We start from the raw sequence: 21,140 nt of genomic DNA on the forward strand, positions 1-21,140 counted from the left end.
GCCTGCGCCTGAACCCGCTGGCCGCATGAAGGAAACCCTGCCATGCCCCTGAACCTGCTCATCGTCGACGACCACCTCATCATCCGCCGAGGCCTCGCCCGCATCCTTGAAGAAGACCCGCGCGTCGCCCTCGTGCATGAAGCCGCCGACGGCCCCGCCGCCCTGCGCGCCCTGCGTCAGGCGCATTACGACGCCATCGTCCTGGACGTCGCCCTCGGCGAGCGCGACGGCCTGGACGTGCTCAAAAGCGTGCGCGCCGACCACCCCGGACTCGGTGTCGTCATGCTGTCCGTCTACCCCGAATCCCAGTTTGCGGTCCGCGCCCTGCGCGCCGGCGCCCACGCCTACCTCAACAAAGGCTGCGAGCCCGAAGAACTGCTGGCCGCGCTGACCAACGCGGCCGCCGGCAAGATGTACGTCACGCCCACCGTCGCCGAACTGCTTGCCCACACCGTGCGCCAGGACAGCTCCCGCCCCCCGCACGAACTTCTGTCCAACCGCGAATTCCAGGTCCTGCAACTGCTTGTCGCCGGCCGTTCCGTCTCGGCCATCGGCGAACAGCTCGCCCTGTCCGTCAACACCATCTCCACCTACCGCAGCCGCATCTTCGAAAAGCTCAACGTCCGCACCCTCGTGGAACTGGTCTCCTACGCCAACACGCACCAGTTGGGTGCGATCTGAGCGTGCACGCACTACCGCGGCGCACCGCGCGCACCACGTAGTAAGTCCCCTACACGCGTATCGTTGAACCGGCGATACCGGCTGCCGCCACGCAGCCCCATGATGGCTCCATTCCCGATCGATGGAGCCATCATGTCCCTCTTCAGCAACCCGTTCGACGCCAACAGCCGCCTTGCCTGCGGCTGCGGCCGCCACGCCTCGCAGGCCGAACACGAACGCGCCGCGCAAGCCGGTCTGACTGGCGACACCGCCGCCAGCGCCGTCGAGCAGGCCGTCATGCGCGCCCTGTTCCCGCAGGATGCACTGCGCCGACGCTTCCTGCGCGCCGTCGGGAGCGGCACCGCCATGGCAGCCATTGCGTCGATCTTTCCGCTGGCCGCCGCCAAGGAAGCCTTCGCGCAGACCGCCGGCCCGCTGGAAAAGCAGAAACTCAAGGTCGGCTTCATCCCCATCACGTGCGCCACGCCCATCATCATGGCTCACCCCATGGGCTTCTACGGCAAGCAGGGCCTGGACGTCGAAGTCGTCAAGACTGCCGGCTGGGCGCTCATCCGCGACAAAGCCATGTCCGGCGAGTACGACGCCGCGCACATGCTGTCGCCCATGCCGCTTGCGATTTCGATGGGTGTCGGCGCCAGCCGCGCCGTGCCGTGGACCATGCCCGCTGTCGAGAACATCAACGGCCAGGCCATCACGCTGTCCATGAAGCACAAAGACCGGCGCGACCCGAAGGACTGGAAGGGCTTCAAGTTCGCCGTCCCCTTCGACTACTCCATGCACAACTACCTGTTGCGCTACTACCTGGCCGAACACGGCCTGGATCCCGACACCGACGTGCAGATCCGCTCCGTGCCGCCGCCCGAAATGGTGGCCAACCTGCGGGCCGACAACATCGACGGCTTCCTGGCGCCTGACCCCGTCAACCAGCGCGCGGTCTACGACGGCGTCGGCTTCATCCACACCTTGTCCAAAGCCATCTGGGACGGCCACCCCTGCTGCGCGTTCTCCGCCAGCAAGGAGTTCGTCACCACGATGCCCAACACGTATCAGGCCCTGCTGAAAGCCATCATCGAAGCCACCGCCTACGCCCGCAATCCCTCCAACCGCAAGGAAATCGCCACCGCCATCGCTGCGCCGAACTACCTGAACCAGCCCGTCACGGTGGTGGAACAGGTGTTGACCGGCACCTACGCCGACGGCCTGGGCAAGGTGCTGACCGATCCCAACCGCATCGACTTCGATCCCATGCCATGGCAGTCGTTCGCCGTGTGGATCCTGACGCAGATGAAGCGCTGGGGCCAGGTCAAGGGTGACGTCGACTATCAGAAGATCGCTAGCGACGTCTTCCTGGCGACCGACGCCGTGCGCCTGATGCGCGAGGCCGGGCTGACCCCGCCTGCCGAAACCGGCAAGACCTTCAGCGTCATGGGCAAGCCCTTCGATCCCAGCCAGCCCGAGGCCTACCTCGCCAGCTTCAAGATCCGGAGGACCTGATGGGGTCCGTGCAACACTGGCGGGCCACGTTCCTGTCCATTGCCCTGTTCCTGGCGTTTCTGCTCCTCTGGCACGCCGCCACCCGCCCCGATGCGGGCGAAGCGACGGTGGACCCGGCCTATGCCGCATTGGTCGGCAATGCCGCGGCCAGCGGGTCCAAGACGCCGTTTCCCGGTCCTGCTGATGTCGGTGCGCAGCTTTGGCAGCACCTGAAGGACCCGTTCTATGACCGCGGACCGAACGACAAGGGGATCGGCATCCAGCTGGGTTACTCCGTCGCGCGGGTGCTGACTGGCTTCGGCCTGGCCGCGCTGGTCGCGATTCCACTGGGGTTCCTGATCGGCATGTCCCGGACGGTGTACCGCGCGTTCGATCCCTTCATCCAGGTGCTCAAGCCGATCTCGCCGTTGGCGTGGATGCCGCTGGCGCTCTACACCATCAAGGACGCCAACACCTCCGCCGTCTTCGTGATCTTCATCTGCTCGCTGTGGCCCATGCTGGTGAACACGGCGTTTGGCGTGGGCGCCGTGCGGCAGGACTGGCTGAACGTGGCGCGCACGCTGGAAGTGTCGCGGCTGCGCACGGCGCTGCAGGTCATCCTGCCCGCCGCGGCGCCCACCATCATGACGGGCATGCGCATCTCGGTCGGCATCGCATGGCTGGTGATCGTCGCTGCCGAAATGCTGATCGGCGGCACGGGCATCGGCTACTTCGTCTGGAACGAGTGGAACAACCTGTCCATCTCCAACATCATCTGCGCGATCGTCTTCATCGGCCTGATCGGCATGCTGCTGGACAACCTGCTGGCGCGCGCCGCCCGGCTGGTGAGCTATCGGGAGTAACGCGCATGAGCCAATCTTTCCTGCAGGTCCAAGGGCTGGGCAAGCGCTACCCCGGACGCGACGGCAGGCCACAGCCGCCCGTGTTCGAGAACATCGATTTCCAGATCGACAAGGGCCAGTTCGTCTGCGTCATCGGCCACTCCGGTTGCGGCAAGACCACCATCCTGAACGTGCTGGCCGGTATCGACGACAGCAACGAAGGCATCGTCATCATGGACGGCCGCGAAGTCGCGGGACCGTCGCTTGAACGCGGCGTCGTGTTCCAGGCGCACGCGCTGCTGCCGTGGCTGACGGCGCTGCAGAACGTGGAATTCGGCGTGCGATCGCGCTGGCCGGCTTACAACCGGGAACAGGTCCGCGTGCACAGCCAGCGTTACCTGGACATGGTCGGGCTGGGCCATGCGGCCGGCAAGAAACCTTGCGAACTGTCCGGCGGCATGAAGCAGCGCGTCGGCATCGCCCGCGCCTTCGCCATCCAGCCCAAGATGCTGCTGCTGGACGAACCTTTTGGCGCGCTGGACGCGCTGACCCGCGGCGCCATCCAGGACGAACTGCGCGCCATCGTCCAGGAAACCCGCCAGACCGTTTTCATGATCACGCACGATGTGGACGAGGCCATCCTGTTGTCCGACCGCATCCTGCTCATGAGCGCGGGCCCGTACGCCCGCATCGCCGAATCCGTCACCGTGGACCTGCCGCGCGACCGCACGCGCGCCAGTCTGCATCACGAGCCCCGCTATTACGACATCCGTAACCATCTCGTCGACTTCCTGGTCGACAAGGCCCATCACAAGGAGTGAAACATCATGATGTCCCGCGCTGAAGTCACCGAACTCGTCGTCACCCGCAAACTGGAAAAAAAGCTGTCATGGGGCGCCATCGCCGAAGCCGTCGGCCAGAGCAAAGAATGGACCACCGCCGCGCTGCTGGGCCAGATGACCATGACCGAGGAACAGGCGCAGGCCGCCGCCCGCGTGCTGGATCTGCCGGCAGACGCCGTCGTGCAGTTGCAGGTCGTGCCCTACAAGGGCTCGCTGCCCAGCACCGTGCCCACCGACCCGCTGATCTACCGCTTCTATGAGCTGATCAGCGTCTACGGCACCACGTTCAAGGCGCTGATCAATGAAGAGTTTGGCGATGGCATCATGAGCGCCATCGACTTCAAGATGGACCTGTCGCGCGAGGCCGACCCCAAGGGTGACCGCGTGCAGATCGTGATGAGCGGCAAGTTCCTGCCGTACAAGACCTACTGAAGCGGGCAAGGCGGGACACCTCCCGCCTGCCGCTAGCCCTCGGCGGCCAGTTCTTCCCAGCCCAGTTCGCGGGTGCGCTCCAGCGTCACCGTGACCTGGGCCGCCGCTTCGCGAACCGCCTCGATGAGGTCCAGCCCGTTGAGCAGCCGCGACGCGACGCCCGCCATGAACACGTCTCCCGTGCCATGCACTGACGGCGGAATGGCGATCTCCGGATGCGTGACCACGGTGGCGTCATCCCGCGTCACAGCCACCAGTTGCAGTGTGCCGGGCGCGGCGGCCATCGGCGCGGCGCTAGTCACGACGATCCAGGTCGGCCCGCGCGCCATGAGTTCACGCGCCGCGGCCACCACCTCGTCCACCGACGACAGCGCCCGGCCGACCAGCAATTCCAGCTCGAAATGATTGGGCGTCATGCCCTCGGCCAACGGCACCAGCAGATCGCGGTATTGCGCGACCAGCCCTTCGTTGACGTAGAGCCCATCGTTGCGGTCACCCATGACCGGATCGATGAATACGCGCAGCTCCGGACGCGACGCGCGCACGTCGGTCAGCCATTGCGCCAGCAGGTTCGCCTGGCCCGGCTGCCCCAGATACCCGCAGACCACCGCGCGCGCCACCTGGCTCACGCGCCGATCGTTCAACCCTTGCAGCAAGCCTTCGAACCAGTCCAGCGGCACCGCCCCGCCATGCAGCGTGGGATAGTGCGGCGTATTGCTGAGAATGACGGTGGGCAGTGCAATCGCGCGCAGCCCCGCCTTGCGGAACACGGGCATCGCGGCGTTGTTGCCGACATAGCCGTAGACAACCTGGGACTGGATCGAAACGACGTCCACCTGCGCGGTGCGGGCGGGCAGCGCTGCGCCCGGCGCGGGGGCAGCGGGAATTGCGGTCATGAGGATGGCTCCTGGGTACAGGCCGGCAGCTTCAGGCCATGCGGGTAATGAAATAGATCTTTTTGACGAACTCGTCCACTTTCCGGCGGCCGGTGTAGCCCTCAGGCATGACGAAGGCCTCGCCCACCGTCAGCGCATGCACCGTCCCGTCCGGGTCCACCAGCCGTGCCGCGCCTTCGACGATGTAGCCGAACTCGATGTAGCCGGTGGTGTTGGACTGGAACGATCCGGCCGTGCTTTCCCACACGCCGGCTTCCGCCTTGCCCGCGTTGCCTTCAAAAGCAGTCACGGTGCGAAAGGCGGCATCGCCCGAGATCGGACGGCGCGGCTTGCCGGGCACGGGGTTCTTCATCGGGCCGGCATCGATGCGGACGAGCCGCGATTGATCGTTTTTCATGGTTGTTCCTGTGTCATTTATGGATTCGATACGCTGCCCGCGCGCTCAGTGCGCCGCCACCACGAGCACTTCGGCCATCGCACGGCTGACAGTGCGCATGCGGTGCGGCAGTTCGGAGTCGAAATAGACGGAGTCGCCGGTTTCCAGGCGGAACTGGCGTTCGCCCACGTGGACTTCGATGGCGCCTTTGAGCACCAGCAGGAATTCCTCGCCCGGGTGGGGGAACACGGCAGCGGCGTCCGGGAATTCGCGCGGCGGATGGACGACGAACGGCTCCATCGCCTTGACCTTGCGGCGGCCAGCCAGCGACTCGTAATGATATTCGCTGCCCAGGCCGCGGCGTTGCAGGGCCTCGCGATCGGCAACCCGGACCACGCTGACCACTTCATCCTGCGCCGCGTCGTCCGCGCCGACAAGTTGCGACACGCCCACGCCATAGGCTTCGGCCAGGCGCAGCACCGTCGAGATCGAGGGCTCGCTCAGGCCCCGCTCCAGCTTCGAGAGGTAGCTCTTGGTCAATCCCGTGCGCTGCGCAAGCTGTTCCAGGGACAGGCTTTGCTGGCGGCGCAAGGTGCGTAGGCGGTGCGGCAGGTCGATCATGGGGCGGAAAGGCGCAAATACAACCGGCAAGAATGCCCCAAAAGGACGTCGCCGTCGAGCGGCCCCGCCCCGCCCGCGTCAGCTCAGCACGTCGGCGTGCGTCCGCAGCGCCCGGCGCGCGTAATACGAAAACCCCACCTGCGACCGCTTGGGCGTCAGGATCCAGTCGTGCGCCTCGTGCCCCAGTTCGGGCGGAATCGGCTGGATCTTGCCGGCGGCCATAGCCAGCAGCTGCATGCGCGCCGCGCGCTCGAACTGCAGCGCCAGCACGCAGGCCTCTTCCACCGTCCCGGCGGCGATCAGCATGCCGTGGTGCGACAGCAGGATGGCGCGCTTGTCACCCAGCGCCTTGGAAATGATCACGCCTTCCTCGTTGCCCACCGGCACGCCAGGCCAGTCCTTCAGAAAGGCCACGTCGCCGTAAAGCGGACAGTTGTCCATGTGCGAGACCTCGAGCGGGACCTCCAGCATCGACAGCGACGCCACGTGCAGCGGATGCGTGTGAATGATGCAGTTAACGTCAGGACGCGCGCGGTAGATCCAGGAATGGAATCGGTTCGCCGGATTCGGCATGCCGCCGCCTTCCTGCACCACGAGGTCTTCGTCGACCAGCAGCAGATTGCTGGCCGTGATCTCGTCAAAGCCCAGACCCAGGCGCTGCGTGAAGTAGCGGTTGGGTTCCGGCGCGCGCGCGGTGATCTGGCCCGCCAGGCCCGAATCATGCCCGCCGTCGAACAGAATGCGGCAGGTCAGCGCCAGCCGCTCGCGCAACGTCCATTGCGGGGTCTCGAACTGGCGCTGCATTTCCGCCTGCGCGCGCGCGATCAGTTCGTCTTTTCCCAAGTGCATCGTATCGGCCATCATGTCTCCGTCATGCCGTTTCGATCAACGGCGTAAATCCCGGCAATGCGCGCATGCGCGCCAGCCAGGCTGTAATGTGCGCAAAGCCGGACAGGTCATAACCGCCCTCTTCAGCCATGCTCGTGTAAGGGTACAGCGCGATATCCGCGATGGTCGGCGCCGTGCCCACCAGGTAGTCTCGGCCCGCCAGGTGAGCGTCCATCAGCGCGGCGGCCTTCATGCCGGTGACGCGCCACGCCACCATCTCCGGATCGTCTTTTTTTGCGGTCTGGCGCAGGTGGATCAAGAGGCGCGGCTGCGCGAAGGCGTGCATGTGCTGGGTCTGCTCGAAGCTCAGCCAACTCGACACCTGCGCTTGTGGCAGCCGGCCTTCGGGCAGCCAGGACGTCTCTTTTCCCAGATACCAGAGAATGGCCTGCGACTCCGCCAGCCACTGCCCCTCCGGCGTCAACAACGCGGGCACCTGCCGCCAAGGATTGATGCGCGCGAACGCATCGGTTTCCAGGTCGCCCTGGACGATGTCGAACGTGCGCCGCTTGACCGGCAGGCCCATCAGCCTGCAGGCCAGCCGGATCTTCCAGGCGTTGCCCGATCTCAGCGTATCCGCCAGCTCCAGCGGCTTGCCCGCCAACGGGTGAGTCACCCCATTGTTCATATAAGGCTCCTTTTCATATGCGCGTTGCCTAATCCATTTTGATATTGGCGCGCTTCACGATTTCGGCCCACTTGGTCTTTTCGCCGCCGATGAAGCGCTGGTATTCGTCGGGCGTGCCTGTGTAAAGCTGCGTGCCCTGCGCGGCCAGCCGCTCCTTCAGATCAGGCGACGCCAGCGTCTTCTGCAAAGCCGCATTCAACGCGGCCAACACGTCAGGCGGCGTACCCGCCGGCGCAAAGAAGGCATTCCACGAACTGATCTGCAGGCCCGCATCGCCCGCCTCGGTGCTGGCCGGCACGGCCGGTGCGGACGGCAGCCGCTTGTCGGACGCCACGGCCAGCGCACGCAATTTGCCCGACGCCACGTGCGGCATGATGACGGGACTGGCGTCCATCACCACATCCACTTGCTCGCCGATCGCCGCATTCACGGCCTCGCTGCCGCTCTTGAACGGCACGTGGACAATGTCGACGCCCGCCGTCAGCTTCAGCAACTCCAACCCCAGATGCGGCGAACTCGCGTTGCCCGCCGAGCCGAAGTTCAGCTTGGCCGGATTGGCCTTGGCATATTTGACAAATTCGGCGAACGACGCCGCAGGCATCCCCGATCGCACGGCCAGCAGGTACGGCGATCCGGACACCATGCCCACCGGCGCAAACTTGTCCGCGTCGTAACTGAGGTTGCTGTAGATCAGCGGATTCACGACCTGCGTGCCCACCGTCCCCATGAAGATCGTGTAGCCATCGGCCGGCGCCGTGGCCGCCACCTGCGCCGCGATCACGCCACCCGCGCCGGGCCGGTTCTCGATCACGATCCCCTGCCCCAACACGTCCCCCATTCCCTTGCCCACCTGCCGGGCAACGATATCCGTGATGCCGCCGGCGCCAAACGGCACCACTAACCGGATCGGGCGATCAGGAAACGCGGCCTGCGCGCCTCCGGACATAGCTGCTGTTGTCGCCAGTGCGGCCACCAAGCTCAAGACCTTCATGCCATTCCCCTTGTGTGCGCCGTCGCGGCGCCATGACACAAAGTGTCCTATAGATCATTGATTTTCCGCAAGGGGAATTTGATTAGGGAAATCCTGTTCAGAAAGCCGTCATCAAGCCCGGAAAGTCTCCGTTTTTCGTCGCTTACGGAGCGTTACTGTCCCTATAATTGAAAAGTTACCAGGCGTTTCAATTGGCGCGAAATTTGGCCTTTATTTGACGATTTGTTGCAAAAAACAGAAATTAAACGACATGAACAAGACTTTCCGATCGATTTGGAATCAGGCATTGGGCGCCTGGGTGGCTGTCCCTGAAATCGCGCGTGCGCGCGGCAAGGGAGCGGCTGGTAGTGGTGCAGACCTTGGAGACGTTAACGTTAGCGCCCTGCCGCGCATCCGGGGGTTGAGCCTGGCGATCGCCGCGGCGTTCAGCGTACTGGTGACTGTGCCCCTGTCGGCGCAGGCCGCTTGCGATCCATTTGTGGCGAATCAGACAACCAATTGCACCGGCATAATCACCACCGGGATTACCACCCCGGCCAATAACCTGACGGTCAACGTGCTGGCTGGGGCCCTGGTCTCGCCGGGGCTGGGTCAGACTACCGCGGTCAACCTGAACGGCAACAATGTGAGGCTCAGCAATGCCGGGACGATCGATCCCTCGGGTATCGGCCTGGTGTCCATGTTGACCAGCGGCGTGACGATCGGCAATTCGAACAACAGCGTTGTCAACATCTCCAACAGCGGGACCATGCGTGGCACCGGCGATCTTCAATCCTCGACGAGCCTGGCCGTCACGGGTGTGGCGCTGGCGGTCCGCAACGGTGCCAGTGGGAGCACTACGATCACCAACACCGGCAATATTGGCTCCAAGGGGCTATTGGGCCTGACGCTGAATGACGCCGATACGCCGGTTGTCGCCGTGTATGGTGGCTCCCGGGTCTCGATGACCAACACCCTGGGCGCCACGATCACCGGCCGCGTCGCGTTTCAGGCGAACGCAACCGGCAATACCTTCACCAATGCAGGCTCCATCAACGGTAGCGTCTCGCTAGGCGCCGGCGGCGGCAATAACACCTTTGTTGCGGTGACTGGCTCATCGGTCTCGGGCCTTGGCGTTGCATCCGCAACGCCTATCCTTGGGCTCAACGTGAGTTATGCGCCGACTGGCCAGATCGACGGCGGCGTGGGCGGCAGCAATCTGCTGAAACTCGAAAACAACACCAACTCCGGCACCGCTGGTTCTGGCGTGATTTCCAGCGCCAACTACACCAATTTCAGCCGTCTTGAGGTCAATAGCGGCACCTGGACAATGACGGGCCAGGTGCTGACCGGCTCCACCTCGACCGCGCTCAATGGCGGGACGCTCGGCATCAACAACAGCGCTGCGTTTGGTGCCGGCGCCATCAGCGCCAATGGCGGCACGCTGAAGGCTTCGCTGGACGGATTGACGGTTGCCAACACTATCTCGCTCGGAGACAACGGCCTGACCGTTGCGGGCACAGCCGATTTGACGCTGAGCGGTCCCATCTCGGGCACCGGTTCCTTGATCAAGTCGGAGACCAGCACGCTCACGCTGAATCAGAACAGCAACGCCTATACCGGCAAGACGGAACTGCAGGGCGGCACCCTGGCGTTCTATAACCTCGCTGCCCTGGGCAGCGGCAGCATCAAGGTCTCCGGTGTTAGTACGCTGAATCCACTGGCGCAAATGGAGATCGGCAAGGACATCGAGCTTGGTTCGTCGCTGGCAGTCAATAGCAGCGACGACCTGACGCTGTCGGGTGTGATCAGCGGCTCGCAGGGCGGCCTGGTCAAGCAGAACAACAACACCTTGACGATCACTGGAAGCAATACCTTCGTGGGTGGCGTTACGTTGGATGGTGGCCAGCTGTCGGTGTCGCGTGACGCCAACCTGGGCGCGGCGCAAGGCGATTTGATTTTCAATGGCGGCAAGCTGGTCGCGACCGGCACGTTTGCCAGCAACCGGGCGGTCAGCCTGCTGCAGACAGGCCAGATCGACGTGGCGGAAGCGACGGAAGTCAGCCTGGCAGGCCCGGTCACCGGCAATGCCGTGCTCGAGAAGCTGGGCGCCGGCGTCCTGGTCTTGAGCGGCAACAATAGCTATGCCGGCACGAATGTGCTGGCCGGCAAGCTGGTCGGCAGCAGCGCGTCGATCCGGGGCGATCTGTACAACCAGGGCGCCGTGATCTTCAATCAGGAAGTCAACGGCACCTATAGCGGCGCGATTACCGGCACGGGCGCGATTGCCAAGATGGGCTCGTCAACCCTGACCCTGAGCGGTTCCAGCACGAACGACTGGACCATTGAAGCTGGCACCCTGCGCACCACCTCGGATGTCTACAAGGGCAACGCGCAGATCAACAGCCAGGGCATCCTGCGTTTCGAACAGGACACGGACGGTGCCTATGCCGGCCAGGTGTTCGGCAGCGGTTTGCTGGCCAAGGCCGGCAGTGGTCTGTTGACGCTGCAAGGCGATAACAGCGGCTTTATCGGCGGCACGGAGATCAAGGCCGGCACGCTGGTGGTGAACAACGCGCTGGGCGGCTCGGCCTCGGTGCTAGGCGGCAGTTTGCTGGTCAACGGCACGCTGGACGGCAATGTCGACGTTAGCAATGCGGGCCTGATCGGCGGCGGCGGCAATATCAACGGCAGCCTGACCCTCAACGGTGGTGTACTTGCCGGCAAGCAGGGCCAGACCCTGACGGTCGGTCGTGATCTGACCCTGAGCCAGACCAGCCAGATCAACGTGGCGATGGGCGCCAACACCACGACCAACAGCCTGTTCAAGGTCGGTGGCGATCTGGCGCTGGCCGGCACCTTGAACGTGACAGACCTGGGCGGCTTCGGTGCAGGCGTTTACCGTCTGTTCGACTACACCGGCGCCCTGACCTCGAACACGCTGGCCTTGGGCTCGGTGCCCGGCGGTGTGTCCACCGACAATTTGCGCATCCAGACGGCTGTGGCTGGTCAGATCAACCTGGCCAATACCTCCGGCGCGCAACTGAGCTTCTGGGATGGCGGCAACACCGCGTTGCACGACAACAAATCCATCGACGGCGGCACGGGCACGTGGCGTGCCGATGGCCAGAACTGGACCAGCATCGACGCCACAGTCAACGGCAAGTATCAGCCCAACCCGACGTTTGCCGTGTTCCAAGGCGCGGCGGGGACGGTGACGGTGGATGCATCGGCGGGCGCCATTGGCGTGACCGGCATGCAATTGGCCAGCGATGGCTATCGCATCGAGGGTGATTCGATTGCTCTGGCGGGCGCGGGCGGCGAGACCATCATCCGCGTGGGTGCGGCCGCTCCCATCTTCGTGCGCGCCGTGCCTGACGCCAATGTCATCGGCACGATCGCGGCCGAACTGACCGGCGACAGCAAACTTGCCAAGACCGATACCGGCACGCTGGTGCTGGCAGGCAACAACAGCTATACCGGCGGCACTGAAATCCGTTCCGGCGTGCTGTCCATTTCCAAGGACAGCAATCTGGGCGCGGCCGCAGGTGGCCTGACGTTCAATGGCGGCAAGCTGTTGACGACGGGCAGCTTCGTCAGCGAACGCGCCATCACCCTGTCGCAAGCGGGGCAGATCGAGGTCGCGGCGGGTACGGAGCTGGGCCTGCAGGGCGCGATCGCCGGTAATGCACTGCTGGAGAAGTCGGGCGCGGGCACGCTGGTGCTGACCGGCAACAACAGCTATGCCGGCACGAATGTGCTGGCTGGAACGCTGGTGGGCAACACGGCTTCCATTCAGGGAGATCTGTACAACACCGGCTCGGTGGTCTTCAACCAGAGCGTGGACGGCAACTTCAGCGGCGCGGTGACGGGTACGGGCACGATGGCCAAACGTGGCAGCGGTTCGCTGACCCTATCGGGCCAGAATGCGCTGGACTGGACTGTTGAAACGGGCACCTTGCTGGCTAATGCCGATGTCTTCAAGGGCAATGCCTCGATTGCGGCCGACGGCGCGCTGCGCTTCAAGCAAACGACCGATACGACCTACGGCGGTAAGCTCGCTGGCGCGGGCCTCTTCGCCAAGACCGGCAGCGGCACGCTGACGCTGAGCGCAGACAGCAGCGCGTTCACCGGCCTGTCTGAAGTCAAGGATGGCACCCTGGTGGTCGCCAGCAAGCTCGGCGGCTCGGCATCGGTTCTGGGCGGCCGCCTGCAAGTCGATGGCATCCTGAGTGGCAATGCCACGGGCAGCAATCTGGGCGTGGTCACCGGCACGGGCACCATCGGCGGCAACCTGACGCTGACTGGCGGCGCGCTGGAAGGCAAACACGGCCAGACGCTCAGCGTCGGCGGTGCCTTGGCCCTCAGCCAGGACAGCCAGATCAATGTGGCGCTGGGCGGCACGTCGACGGCCACGCTGTTCAAGGTGGGCGGTGACCTGACGCTGGACGGCACGCTGAATGTCACCGACCAGGGCGGCTTTGGCGCGGGCGTCTACCGCCTCTTTGATTACGGCGGCACGCTGACAAACAACGGCCTGGCCGTGGGCAGCACGCCCGCCGGCGTGGCGGCCAGCGACCTGTATGTGCAGACCGCCGTCAACGGTCAGGTCAACCTGACCTCGACCGGCGGCGCAGCCCTGAGCTTCTGGGACGGCGCAGACCGCAGCAAGCACGACAACGGCGTGGTCGATGGCGGCTCGGGCGTGTGGACCGCCAGCGGCCGCAACTGGACCGATGTCGACGGCGCCATCAATGGCCGCCTGCAACCGGCTCCGACCTTTGCCATCTTCCAAGGCACGGCAGGCACCGTCACGGTCAGCAATGCGGATGGCGATGTTGCCGTGACCGGCATGCAACTGGCCAGCGACGGCTATCGCATCACAGGGGATTCGATTGCCCTGCAAGGCGCAGGCGGCGAAACCATCATCCGCGTCGGCGCAGGCCAGATTTTTGCGCGCACTGTGAGTGCCGATCCTGTTGTCACGGCGACCATCGAATCCAAGCTGACGGGCGCAAGCAAGCTGATCAAGACCGATACCGGCACGTTGGTGCTGACGGGCGACAACAGCTACACCGGCGGCACGGAAGTGCGTTCGGGCGTGCTGTCGGTGGCCAAGGACAGCAACCTGGGTAATGTGGACGGCAACCTGACCCTGAGTGGCGGCACGTTGGCCACGACGGGCAGCTTCGCCACCGATCGCAGCGTCGCGGTCACCGCGTCGAGCGGTCTCGATGTGGCGGCCGATACGGCCTTCAACGTCGCCAGCAAGCTGACCGGCTCGGGCAATCTGACCAAGACGGGCGGCGGCGTCCTGAATCTGTCGGGCAATGGCAGCGCCTACTCGGGCAACGTGTCGGTACAGTCCGGCGGCTTGAACGTGGCGGCTGGCAGCGTGCTGGGCGGCGCCGTGAACGTCGCCAGCGGCTCGTGGCTGTCGGGTTCGGGCCAGGTCGGCACGACCACATTGCAGAGCGGCGCTGTGCTGACGCCGGGCGCGATGACAGGCCCCTTGAAGGTCGCCGGTGACCTGACCTTCTCGCCGGGTTCCATCTACGCCGTGTCGGCGGACCCCGCGTCGTCGCTCAGTTCGCGTGTGGATGTCACGGGCCGGGCCACGCTGGCCGGCTCCGTGGTCCACATCGGGCCGGAGGGCAACTTCGCGACCACGCGCCAGTACACCATCCTGACGGCCAACAGCGTCAACGGTACGTTTGACACCGTATCGTCCAACTACGCCTATCTCAACCCCTCGTTGAGCTACACCGACAAGAACGTCACGCTGCAACTGGAGCGCAAGCAGGTCACGCCGAATACGCCGATCCGCTTTGAAGATGCGGCCAATACGTCGAACCAGCGTTCGGTGGCCAAAGCGCTGGACAGCCTGCCCTCGGGCAGCGCGCTGCATGAGTACATCCTGACCCTGCCCGAGGGCTTGCCGCCCGAGGTGTTCAACAGCCTGACCGGTGAGGCGCACGCCAGCGTGGTGTCCAACCTGCTGGGCGGCACCTCGTCGCCGCGCACCCTGCCGATGCAGCGTCTGCGCCTGAACCTGAATGCAGGCATGAGCCCGGGGGCCCCGACCGCACAGGCCGGCGGCCCGCTGCCGGCCTCGGCCTTGCCGTCGTCGAACGCACAGCCGGCCTGGGCCGAGCTGGTGGGCAACTGGCAGACGCAGAAGGACAACGGCAACTCCGCACAAGTGCGTCAGCACACGGGCGGCGTGTTCATCGGCGCTGACCACGAAGTGGGCCACAGCGGCTGGCGTCTGGGTGGTGCTGTCGGCTATACCGACAGCAAGATCCGCGTCGATGACCGTTCCTCGCAGGCCGATGTGTCTGGCTACAGCGCTACCCTGTACGGCGGCAAGTCCTTCGCCGTCGGTGCCGGCAAGCTGAATTTCCTGGCCGGTGCTGCCTACACCTGGCATGACGTGAGCACCAAGCGTTATGCCAGCGTGGCCGGTGAACAGGAAAAGCTGATGGCCGATTACGGCGCGAATACCACCCAGCTCTTTACCGAACTGGGCTATTCGATGTCCTTGACCGACAGCACGCGTCTCGAGCCCTTCGTCGGCTTTGCCTGGAGCGATCTGCGCACGCGCGGATTTTCCGAGTCGGGCGGTTCGGCCGCCTTGAGCGGTCAGAGCAGCAGCGACAAGCAGACCAGCAGCACGCTGGGCCTGCGCACGCAGACCGACTTCAAGCTGGGCAGCGCCGAGGCGCGTCTGCACGCCATGGCCGGCTGGCGCCACGCTTTTGGCGGCCTGGCTTCAGTGAGCACCCTGGCCTTCGAAGGCAGCCAGTCCTTCACGGTGGCCGGCACGCCGATTGCCCGCAATGCCGCGCTGGCGGAGCTGGGCGCCGAAATGGCCATGTCGCGTGACACCACGCTGGCGCTGACCTACAGCGGTCAGTACGGCGGCGGCAATCGGGAACATGCCGGCTCGCTGAACGTGCGCTGGCGTTATTGATGTGTCAGCGGCCAAGGGCTCTGCCCTTGGCCTTTTTTTTGTTTTCAATCTACGCGTGTGGCCTGCCGTTTCAAGCGCAAGCACGCCGCGCCGCCCAATCCGTGAACCCCATGCCGGTGCTGCCTGCGGCGGCTTCGGGTTCTGGCCGCGATGGCGGCGTTGCCGGTTTGGGCCTGGCCTGCACCTGAAACAGCCCGGCTGAACATCGGCGCTTTGCCTTATCCTTGCCCCCTATACGCAATTGCCACACCGAGACACAAGAGAAAGCCTCATGCACATTCACCGGATCGCTGCATTCACCAGCCAGGGCCAAGGCGGAAGTCCCGCCGGCGTCGTTCTTGCGGATCAACTCCCCTCGCCAGAGGAAATGCAAAGGGTGGCAGCCCAGGTCGGCTATTCGGAAACGGTCTTCTCTTGTCCAAACGGTGATGGTTCGTGGCGCACCCGGTACTACTCGCCTGAAGCCGAAGTCGCCTTTTGCGGGCATGCGACCATCGCGCTAGGCGCGGTGCTTGGGCAGACCTTGGGGCCGGCGCGGTATCCGCTGGCCCTGGCGAACGCCCAAATCGAAGTGTCGGCTGAAATCCAGGATGGCGAATGGGTGAGCGTGCTGCGCTCTCCGCCGACGCGCAGCACGCTCGCCAGTTCCGGGTTGTTAACCGAGGCGCTCGAACTCTTCGGCTACGCAATGGACGACCTGGATCCCACGCTCGCGCCCTGCATGGCCAACGCGGGGATCGACCACTTGATTGTCCCGCTTGTTTCACGCGCCGCGCTGGCGCGCATGAACTACGACCTCGACCACGGACGGCGGTTCATGCAAGCCCATCGCATCGGAACCATCGCGTTCGTGTTCAGCGAGAGCGATACCCTGTTCCACGCGCGCAACGCGTTTGCCATTGGCGGCGTCCTGGAGGACCCGGCAACCGGCGCAGCCGCCGCGGCTTTTGCCGGAATGCTGCGCGACCTGGGACGGAAAGCGCATGGCGAAATCGTCATCCTGCAAGGCGAGGATATGGGCATGCCCTGCCGGATTGAAGTGGAATTTACGAGTGAGCCGGGATCCCCTGTGAACGTGCGCGGCAAGTCATCGGTAATCGGCTAGGCGCCATGGCCGACGGGCGCGGGGCGGTATGAATCCGTCACTGCGTTCATCAATACGTTCAAGAGCAGATTGAATGTCCCTCGCTTCTCGGAAGCCTCGGAGTCGGCACCGGCTCACTCGTTGCCGCCCCCCATGAACCACCGGAAGTACGGGTTATCGCCATCGTTGCGCGCCAGCCTGCTCATTTCTCTGCCCCAGGTCTCCCGGTCGTTGACGTAGGCCGCCAACGAGGCCCGATAAAACGTATCCAACCGGGCCCGCTCTAATTCGATGTCGGCGCGCAAGGTTTCAGAACTGCCCATCAAAGGCGGTTCGCTGCGCAGTGACAACAACCGGGGCAACACGCGGACCAGTTCTTTCGGGCGAACCCAGCTCGCGTACTCAATGGCAGGGCGGTCGTCGGTCACCGGCTGCGCGCCTGCCGCGAAGCGCGCAAGCCCCTCGCGATCCGTGACCCACGTCGCCAGCAGCGCGCCCGCAGTGGGAATGCCCACCGCCTTCAGCGCAGCCGACGTGTCGGGTTGGGCATAGCGCGACTGAATACGCGCGGCATCCAGTACCAGCGGTTGCAGCGATCCCACCAGCAGCATTTCGTGCAGCTCGCTGGTCCAGAGTTGCGCATGAGGAAACACGTCGATGAAGCTGGCGACCAAGGCGCGCGTCTCTTCTTCGTTCTGCGTCGGCAGCGGCAGCCACTGCGCCACGATGCCCTGATCGGCCAGCCGGCTGGCCGCAAGGCGGTAAAAGTCGCTCGAATACAGGTTGACCACGCCGGCGGCGGACGGCGGAGGCGGCTCGAGCGTAATCAGATCCCAGCGCTCCTCGCTGCTCTGTAGCACCCGGCGCCCATCCTTCGCACGCTTCTCCAGTCCGGGATCGATGGCCGCCTGATAGGTGCCTCGAAATTGGGGCGCCGCGCGCAGTACCGCCGGCACCAGTTCCGCCACGGCACGCCTTTCAAGTCCGGAAAACTGCGACAACGCCCCCGCCGTGATTCCTGTGCCGTATCCGACCACAAGCGCGGAGCGCGGCTCGCCATTGTGCACAATCAGCGGCAGCAGCGCCTGCAGGCGCATGTAGCGCAGCGACGGCATGGCATCGCCGGAATTGGATACCCCCTGGATGTACAGCCGGTGAAAGCGATTGCCGTTGCCCACCCGCTCCACCACGGCCACTGTGCCGCCATGGCTTTCTTCGTAGAACACCAGGCCGGCGCCGCTGGCGCCCGGCAGCATGCGTGCGAAACGGTCCGCAGGCAAGACGACGGCGACGGCCAGCGTGGCGCAACCGATCAGTCCCGTCGCCCAACCCGAAGCTATGCCCCCGTCCGCACGACCGCGCCACGCCGCCACCGCACCGACCACGGCAGCCATCGCTGCCAGTATCCCCAGCGTGCGCACGAGTCCCAGCGCCGGCAACAGGACAAAGCCCGTAATCAGTGTCCCGCCGATCCCTCCCAGCGTGTTGGCGGCCAGCACGATCCCCACATCACGGCCTGCCTGCCGCTGGCCCGCGGCAATGCGCAGCACGGCGGGAAACGCCGCCCCAAGCAGCAGCGTCGGCGCCAGCACGAAGCTGGCCGCGGCCACCGCGAAACGCGCGGACATGCCAGCCAACTCGCTGCCCGTCCATTGACGCACCACCGCCTCGGCGTACGTCTGCGCCACGATCAGCCACTTGCCCAGCAGCGCGATTTCCAGCACGGCGACCAGACCGGCCCCGGCGATCAGCGTGCCGAAGACCGTCCAGGGATTGCGCACGCGATGGCCCCAGCGGGCATACAGCGCGGCGCCAAAGGCCAGACCTGTCAGATACGTGGCAAGCACGATGGCGAACGCAAACGCCCGCGTGCTCATGAACGGCACAATCATCTGCGACCAGAGCACCTCGTATCCCAACGCAATGCCGCCCGCCACGGCGTACAGGGCGACGGCGAGCCGGGCTTCACCCGACAAGGGAACCTTGCCGGACGCCGGCGCGGGTACCTGCTCGCCCGTCCTGCGGTCCAGCAACCACCCGCCGCCAGCGGCCAACAGGTTCAACAAGGCCGCCGCCAGTGCCGCACCCTGCACGCCAAACCTCGGAATCAGAAAAAACGCGGGCAGCAACGCGCCCAGGATGGCGCCGCAGGTGTTGGCGGCATACAAGACCCCGCCGCGCTGGCTGACGCTGGGGTCATGCCGGGTCACCGCCCGCAACAGGACCGGCAACGTGCCGCCCATCAGAAAGGAAGGAACCGCCAGCAGCAGGCCGATCAGCAGCCATGCCCCAGTTCCGCTGTGCGCTTCGACGGCAACAAAAGGCGCGGCGCTGTGCGCCAGCGCCCACGTCACGACTACGCAGGCAACCGCAACCGCGACTTCCAGCGCCGCATAGAACCGCAACGGGCGGCGCAACCGGTCTGCCTTGCGGCCCAGCACCCAACTGCCGAGCGCCAGGCCAAGGAAAAAGGCGCTGACCGCGCCGGCAATGGCGCTGACCTCCACGCCCACGACCAGCGACAACTGCTTGATCCACAGCACCTGAAACACCAGTGCCGCCATGCCCGACAGGAACAGCAGCGCCGCGGGACGGGCCGCCGTCAGCGCTACCGCGCCGTCCTGCGGTCGGGTGTCCGGATCCTGTGTGCCGGGACGATGTGAGTCAGGACTATCCATTGCCGCCATCTGCGTCGCCATGCTGCCGTGTTCCTCTGGATACCCAGGGGCGGCGCACCGCGCGCCGCCCCCCCTCATGCCGCGCCCCCGTGGGCGCCGCATCGTCCTACTTGGCCTTCTTTTCCATCTCTTCGAAGTGCGCTTCGATGGACTTGTTCACGCGCTCCTGGACCTGGTCGACGCTGAAGCTGGCCGGCCGCTGGCTGGGCGGATACGCGACGAAGGTCTCCAGGAACGCCGAGGCCTTCATCGTGGCGATGGCGGTCAGGTAGGAGTTCTTGGCGAGCCAGTCGTTGTATTGGTCGGAGGTGATATCCGCGCGCTCGTACGGGTCCATGCGCAGGTTGAAGATCTTCGGCACGCGCAGGCAGACGAAGGGATCCTGCCAGATGTTGAAGTTGCCCGGCGCTCTCTGCTCGCAGAACACGGCCTTCCAATCATCCCATCGCATGCCCACCAGCATGCCGTCGTCGTTGAAGTAGAAGAACTCGTTGCGCGCGCTCTTCTCCTCCTTGCCGGTCAGGTACGGAAGCTGGTTGTAGCCGTCCAGGTGCACTTTGTATTTGGAGCCGCCACTCTGTGGCGCCCAGCCCTCAAGCAGCCGGTCCTTGATGGTGGTGTCGCCCGTGGCGGCCAGCAACGTCGGGAACCAGTCCATGCCCGACACCATGCCGCGCTTGACTTCCCCGGCCGGGATCTTACCCGGCCAGCGCACTAGCGCGGGCACGCGGAAGGCGCCTTCCCAGTTCGAGTCCTTCTCGCTGCGGAATGGCGTAGTCGCCGCGTCCGGCCAAGTGAAGGCGTTGGGCCCGTTGTCCGTCGAATACACGACGATCGTGTTGTCGGCGATGCCCATGTCGTCGAGCTTTTTCAGCAGCTTTCCGACGTCCTGGTCGTGCTCCCACATGCCGTCGGCGTATTCGTTTCCTGGCATCCCACTTTTGCCCCGATTCTCAGGCCGGACATGGGTGTAGATGTGCATGCGCGTGGTGTTCATCCACACGAAAAACGGCTTGTCGCCCTTGCCATGCTTGTCGATGTAGTCGATCGCAGCGCCCACGGTCTCGTCGTCGATCGTCTCCATGCGCTTGGTGGTCAGCGCCCCCGTGTCCTGAACCTTGCCGTCGGCCGTGGCCTTGATTACCCCGCGCGGCGAGAAGTTCTTCACATAGGGGTCGTTCGGATCCTTCGGCCAGTAGGGACGCTCCGGTTCCTCCTCGGCGTTCAAGTGATAGAGATTGCCGAAGAATTCGTCGAACCCGTGGCGGGTGGGCAGATACTCGTCGCGATCGCCCAAGTGGTTCTTGCCAAACTGCGCAGTGACATACCCCTGCGACTTCAAGGCCTCGGCGATGGTGATGTCGCCTTTCTGAAGGCCGACCGTGGCGCCCGGCGCGCCCACCTTGGACAGCCCGGTGCGGCGCGGCGACTGGCCAGTGATGAACGATGAACGTCCAGCCGTGCAGCTGTTCTCGCCGTAGTAGTCGGTGAACATCACGCCTTCTTTGGCGATGCGGTCGATGTTGGGCGTCTGGTAGCCCACCACGCCGTGCGCATAGGCGCTGATGTTCGCCTGCCCAATGTCGTCGCCAAAGATGACCAGGATGTTTGGCTTTTTGGCCGGCGCTTCCTGGCCTTGCGGTTTGGACGCGGGCTCGGTCTGCGCCACCGCGCTCCCCAGGGCCGCCAGCCCTGATGCGGCGAACAGCGCCGCGCTAAACAGTTTCCTTGCGTTCATCGCTTCTTCTCCTTGCCC

The 21,140-nt window shown here is 65.0% G+C and carries 15 protein-coding genes; 7 read left to right on the forward strand and 8 right to left on the reverse strand.

Going from position 1 to position 21,140, the window contains the following annotated elements; translation table 11 throughout:
* Positions 1-42: 42 nt before the first annotated feature.
* The 5 genes from B3446_RS15930 to cynS all read left to right on the forward strand — a co-directional run bounded on the left by B3446_RS15930 (position 43) and on the right by cynS (position 4,270).
* Positions 43-681: a response regulator gene (locus B3446_RS15930; RefSeq protein WP_056563872.1), complete on the forward strand. Its 639-nt coding sequence runs from the start codon at positions 43-45 to the stop codon at positions 679-681.
* Positions 682-813: 132 nt separating this feature from the next.
* Positions 814-2,175: a CmpA/NrtA family ABC transporter substrate-binding protein gene (locus B3446_RS15935; RefSeq protein WP_291383271.1), complete on the forward strand. Its 1,362-nt coding sequence runs from the start codon at positions 814-816 to the stop codon at positions 2,173-2,175.
* The gene (ntrB, locus tag B3446_RS15940; protein WP_291383273.1) at positions 2,175-3,017 is read left to right on the forward strand and encodes a nitrate ABC transporter permease; all 843 of its coding nucleotides are present in this window, start codon (positions 2,175-2,177) and stop codon (positions 3,015-3,017) included. The genes B3446_RS15935 and ntrB overlap by 1 nt, the downstream gene beginning before the upstream one ends.
* A 5-nt stretch (positions 3,018-3,022) precedes the next feature.
* Positions 3,023-3,817 (forward strand): ABC transporter ATP-binding protein, encoded by a 795-nt coding sequence (locus tag B3446_RS15945; RefSeq protein WP_175185754.1) that lies wholly within the window; start codon positions 3,023-3,025, stop codon positions 3,815-3,817.
* Positions 3,818-3,826: 9 nt separating this feature from the next.
* Complete coding sequence (cynS, locus tag B3446_RS15950; protein WP_191578800.1) at positions 3,827-4,270, forward strand: cyanase; 444 nt, start codon at positions 3,827-3,829, stop codon at positions 4,268-4,270.
* Between the two features lie 32 nt (positions 4,271-4,302).
* Here cynS and pdxK read toward each other — a convergent pair whose 3' ends face one another.
* From pdxK to B3446_RS15980, 6 genes are all read right to left on the reverse strand, one after another.
* Positions 4,303-5,166 carry a pyridoxine/pyridoxal/pyridoxamine kinase gene (gene pdxK / locus B3446_RS15955; RefSeq protein ID WP_191578792.1) on the reverse strand — a complete coding sequence of 288 codons (864 nt, stop codon included), beginning with the start codon at positions 5,164-5,166 and terminating at the stop codon, positions 4,303-4,305.
* A gap of 31 nt (positions 5,167-5,197) precedes the next feature.
* Complete coding sequence (locus tag B3446_RS15960) at positions 5,198-5,563, reverse strand: cupin domain-containing protein (RefSeq protein ID WP_291383277.1); 366 nt, start codon at positions 5,561-5,563, stop codon at positions 5,198-5,200.
* A 45-nt stretch (positions 5,564-5,608) separates the two neighbouring features.
* Complete coding sequence (locus B3446_RS15965; RefSeq protein ID WP_056563890.1) at positions 5,609-6,163, reverse strand: helix-turn-helix domain-containing protein; 555 nt, start codon at positions 6,161-6,163, stop codon at positions 5,609-5,611.
* A gap of 78 nt (positions 6,164-6,241) precedes the next feature.
* A complete protein-coding gene (locus B3446_RS15970) occupies positions 6,242-7,024 on the reverse strand; it encodes an aldolase (RefSeq protein WP_105239914.1) in 783 nt (260 codons plus the stop codon).
* A gap of 10 nt (positions 7,025-7,034) precedes the next feature.
* Positions 7,035-7,679, reverse strand: coding sequence for a glutathione S-transferase family protein (locus B3446_RS15975; protein WP_291383278.1), 645 nt, complete (start codon positions 7,677-7,679; stop codon positions 7,035-7,037).
* Between the two features lie 28 nt (positions 7,680-7,707).
* On the reverse strand, positions 7,708-8,670 hold the full coding sequence (locus B3446_RS15980; RefSeq protein ID WP_291383279.1) for a Bug family tripartite tricarboxylate transporter substrate binding protein: 963 nt from the start codon (positions 8,668-8,670) through the stop codon (positions 7,708-7,710).
* 250 nt (positions 8,671-8,920) lie between these two features.
* On the opposite strand from B3446_RS15980, the gene B3446_RS15985 reads away from it, so the two are divergent.
* Positions 8,921-15,622, forward strand: coding sequence for an autotransporter domain-containing protein (locus B3446_RS15985; RefSeq protein ID WP_291383280.1), 6,702 nt, complete (start codon positions 8,921-8,923; stop codon positions 15,620-15,622).
* Positions 15,623-15,893: 271 nt separating this feature from the next.
* On the forward strand, positions 15,894-16,727 hold the full coding sequence (locus tag B3446_RS15990; protein WP_291383281.1) for a PhzF family phenazine biosynthesis protein: 834 nt from the start codon (positions 15,894-15,896) through the stop codon (positions 16,725-16,727).
* A gap of 113 nt (positions 16,728-16,840) precedes the next feature.
* Here B3446_RS15990 and B3446_RS15995 read toward each other — a convergent pair whose 3' ends face one another.
* The gene (locus B3446_RS15995) at positions 16,841-19,270 is read right to left on the reverse strand and encodes a fused MFS/spermidine synthase (protein WP_291383376.1); all 2,430 of its coding nucleotides are present in this window, start codon (positions 19,268-19,270) and stop codon (positions 16,841-16,843) included.
* Positions 19,271-19,490: 220 nt separating this feature from the next.
* Entirely contained in the window at positions 19,491-21,122 is a 1,632-nt protein-coding gene (locus B3446_RS16000) for an arylsulfatase (protein WP_291383282.1), read from the reverse strand.
* Positions 21,123-21,140 lie beyond the last annotated feature (18 nt).

This window comes from Achromobacter sp. UBA5777 (assembly GCF_002418565.1).
GTDB lineage: Bacteria > Pseudomonadota > Gammaproteobacteria > Burkholderiales > Burkholderiaceae_B > Achromobacter > Achromobacter animicus.

Coding starts and splice junctions, on each gene's coding strand:
- B3446_RS15930 (WP_056563872.1), top strand. CDS start 43: ATGCCCCTGAACCTGCTCATCGTCGACGACCACCTCATCATCCGCCGA.
- B3446_RS15935 (WP_291383271.1), top strand. CDS start 814: ATGTCCCTCTTCAGCAACCCGTTCGACGCCAACAGCCGCCTTGCCTGC.
- ntrB (WP_291383273.1), top strand. CDS start 2,175: ATGGGGTCCGTGCAACACTGGCGGGCCACGTTCCTGTCCATTGCCCTG.
- B3446_RS15945 (WP_175185754.1), top strand. CDS start 3,023: ATGAGCCAATCTTTCCTGCAGGTCCAAGGGCTGGGCAAGCGCTACCCC.
- cynS (WP_191578800.1), top strand. CDS start 3,827: ATGTCCCGCGCTGAAGTCACCGAACTCGTCGTCACCCGCAAACTGGAA.
- pdxK (WP_191578792.1), bottom strand. CDS start 5,166: ATGACCGCAATTCCCGCTGCCCCCGCGCCGGGCGCAGCGCTGCCCGCC.
- B3446_RS15960 (WP_291383277.1), bottom strand. CDS start 5,563: ATGAAAAACGATCAATCGCGGCTCGTCCGCATCGATGCCGGCCCGATG.
- B3446_RS15965 (WP_056563890.1), bottom strand. CDS start 6,163: ATGATCGACCTGCCGCACCGCCTACGCACCTTGCGCCGCCAGCAAAGC.
- B3446_RS15970 (WP_105239914.1), bottom strand. CDS start 7,024: ATGGCCGATACGATGCACTTGGGAAAAGACGAACTGATCGCGCGCGCG.
- B3446_RS15975 (WP_291383278.1), bottom strand. CDS start 7,679: ATGAACAATGGGGTGACTCACCCGTTGGCGGGCAAGCCGCTGGAGCTG.
- B3446_RS15980 (WP_291383279.1), bottom strand. CDS start 8,670: ATGAAGGTCTTGAGCTTGGTGGCCGCACTGGCGACAACAGCAGCTATG.
- B3446_RS15985 (WP_291383280.1), top strand. CDS start 8,921: ATGAACAAGACTTTCCGATCGATTTGGAATCAGGCATTGGGCGCCTGG.
- B3446_RS15990 (WP_291383281.1), top strand. CDS start 15,894: ATGCACATTCACCGGATCGCTGCATTCACCAGCCAGGGCCAAGGCGGA.
- B3446_RS15995 (WP_291383376.1), bottom strand. CDS start 19,270: ATGGCGGCACTGGTGTTTCAGGTGCTGTGGATCAAGCAGTTGTCGCTG.
- B3446_RS16000 (WP_291383282.1), bottom strand. CDS start 21,122: ATGAACGCAAGGAAACTGTTTAGCGCGGCGCTGTTCGCCGCATCAGGG.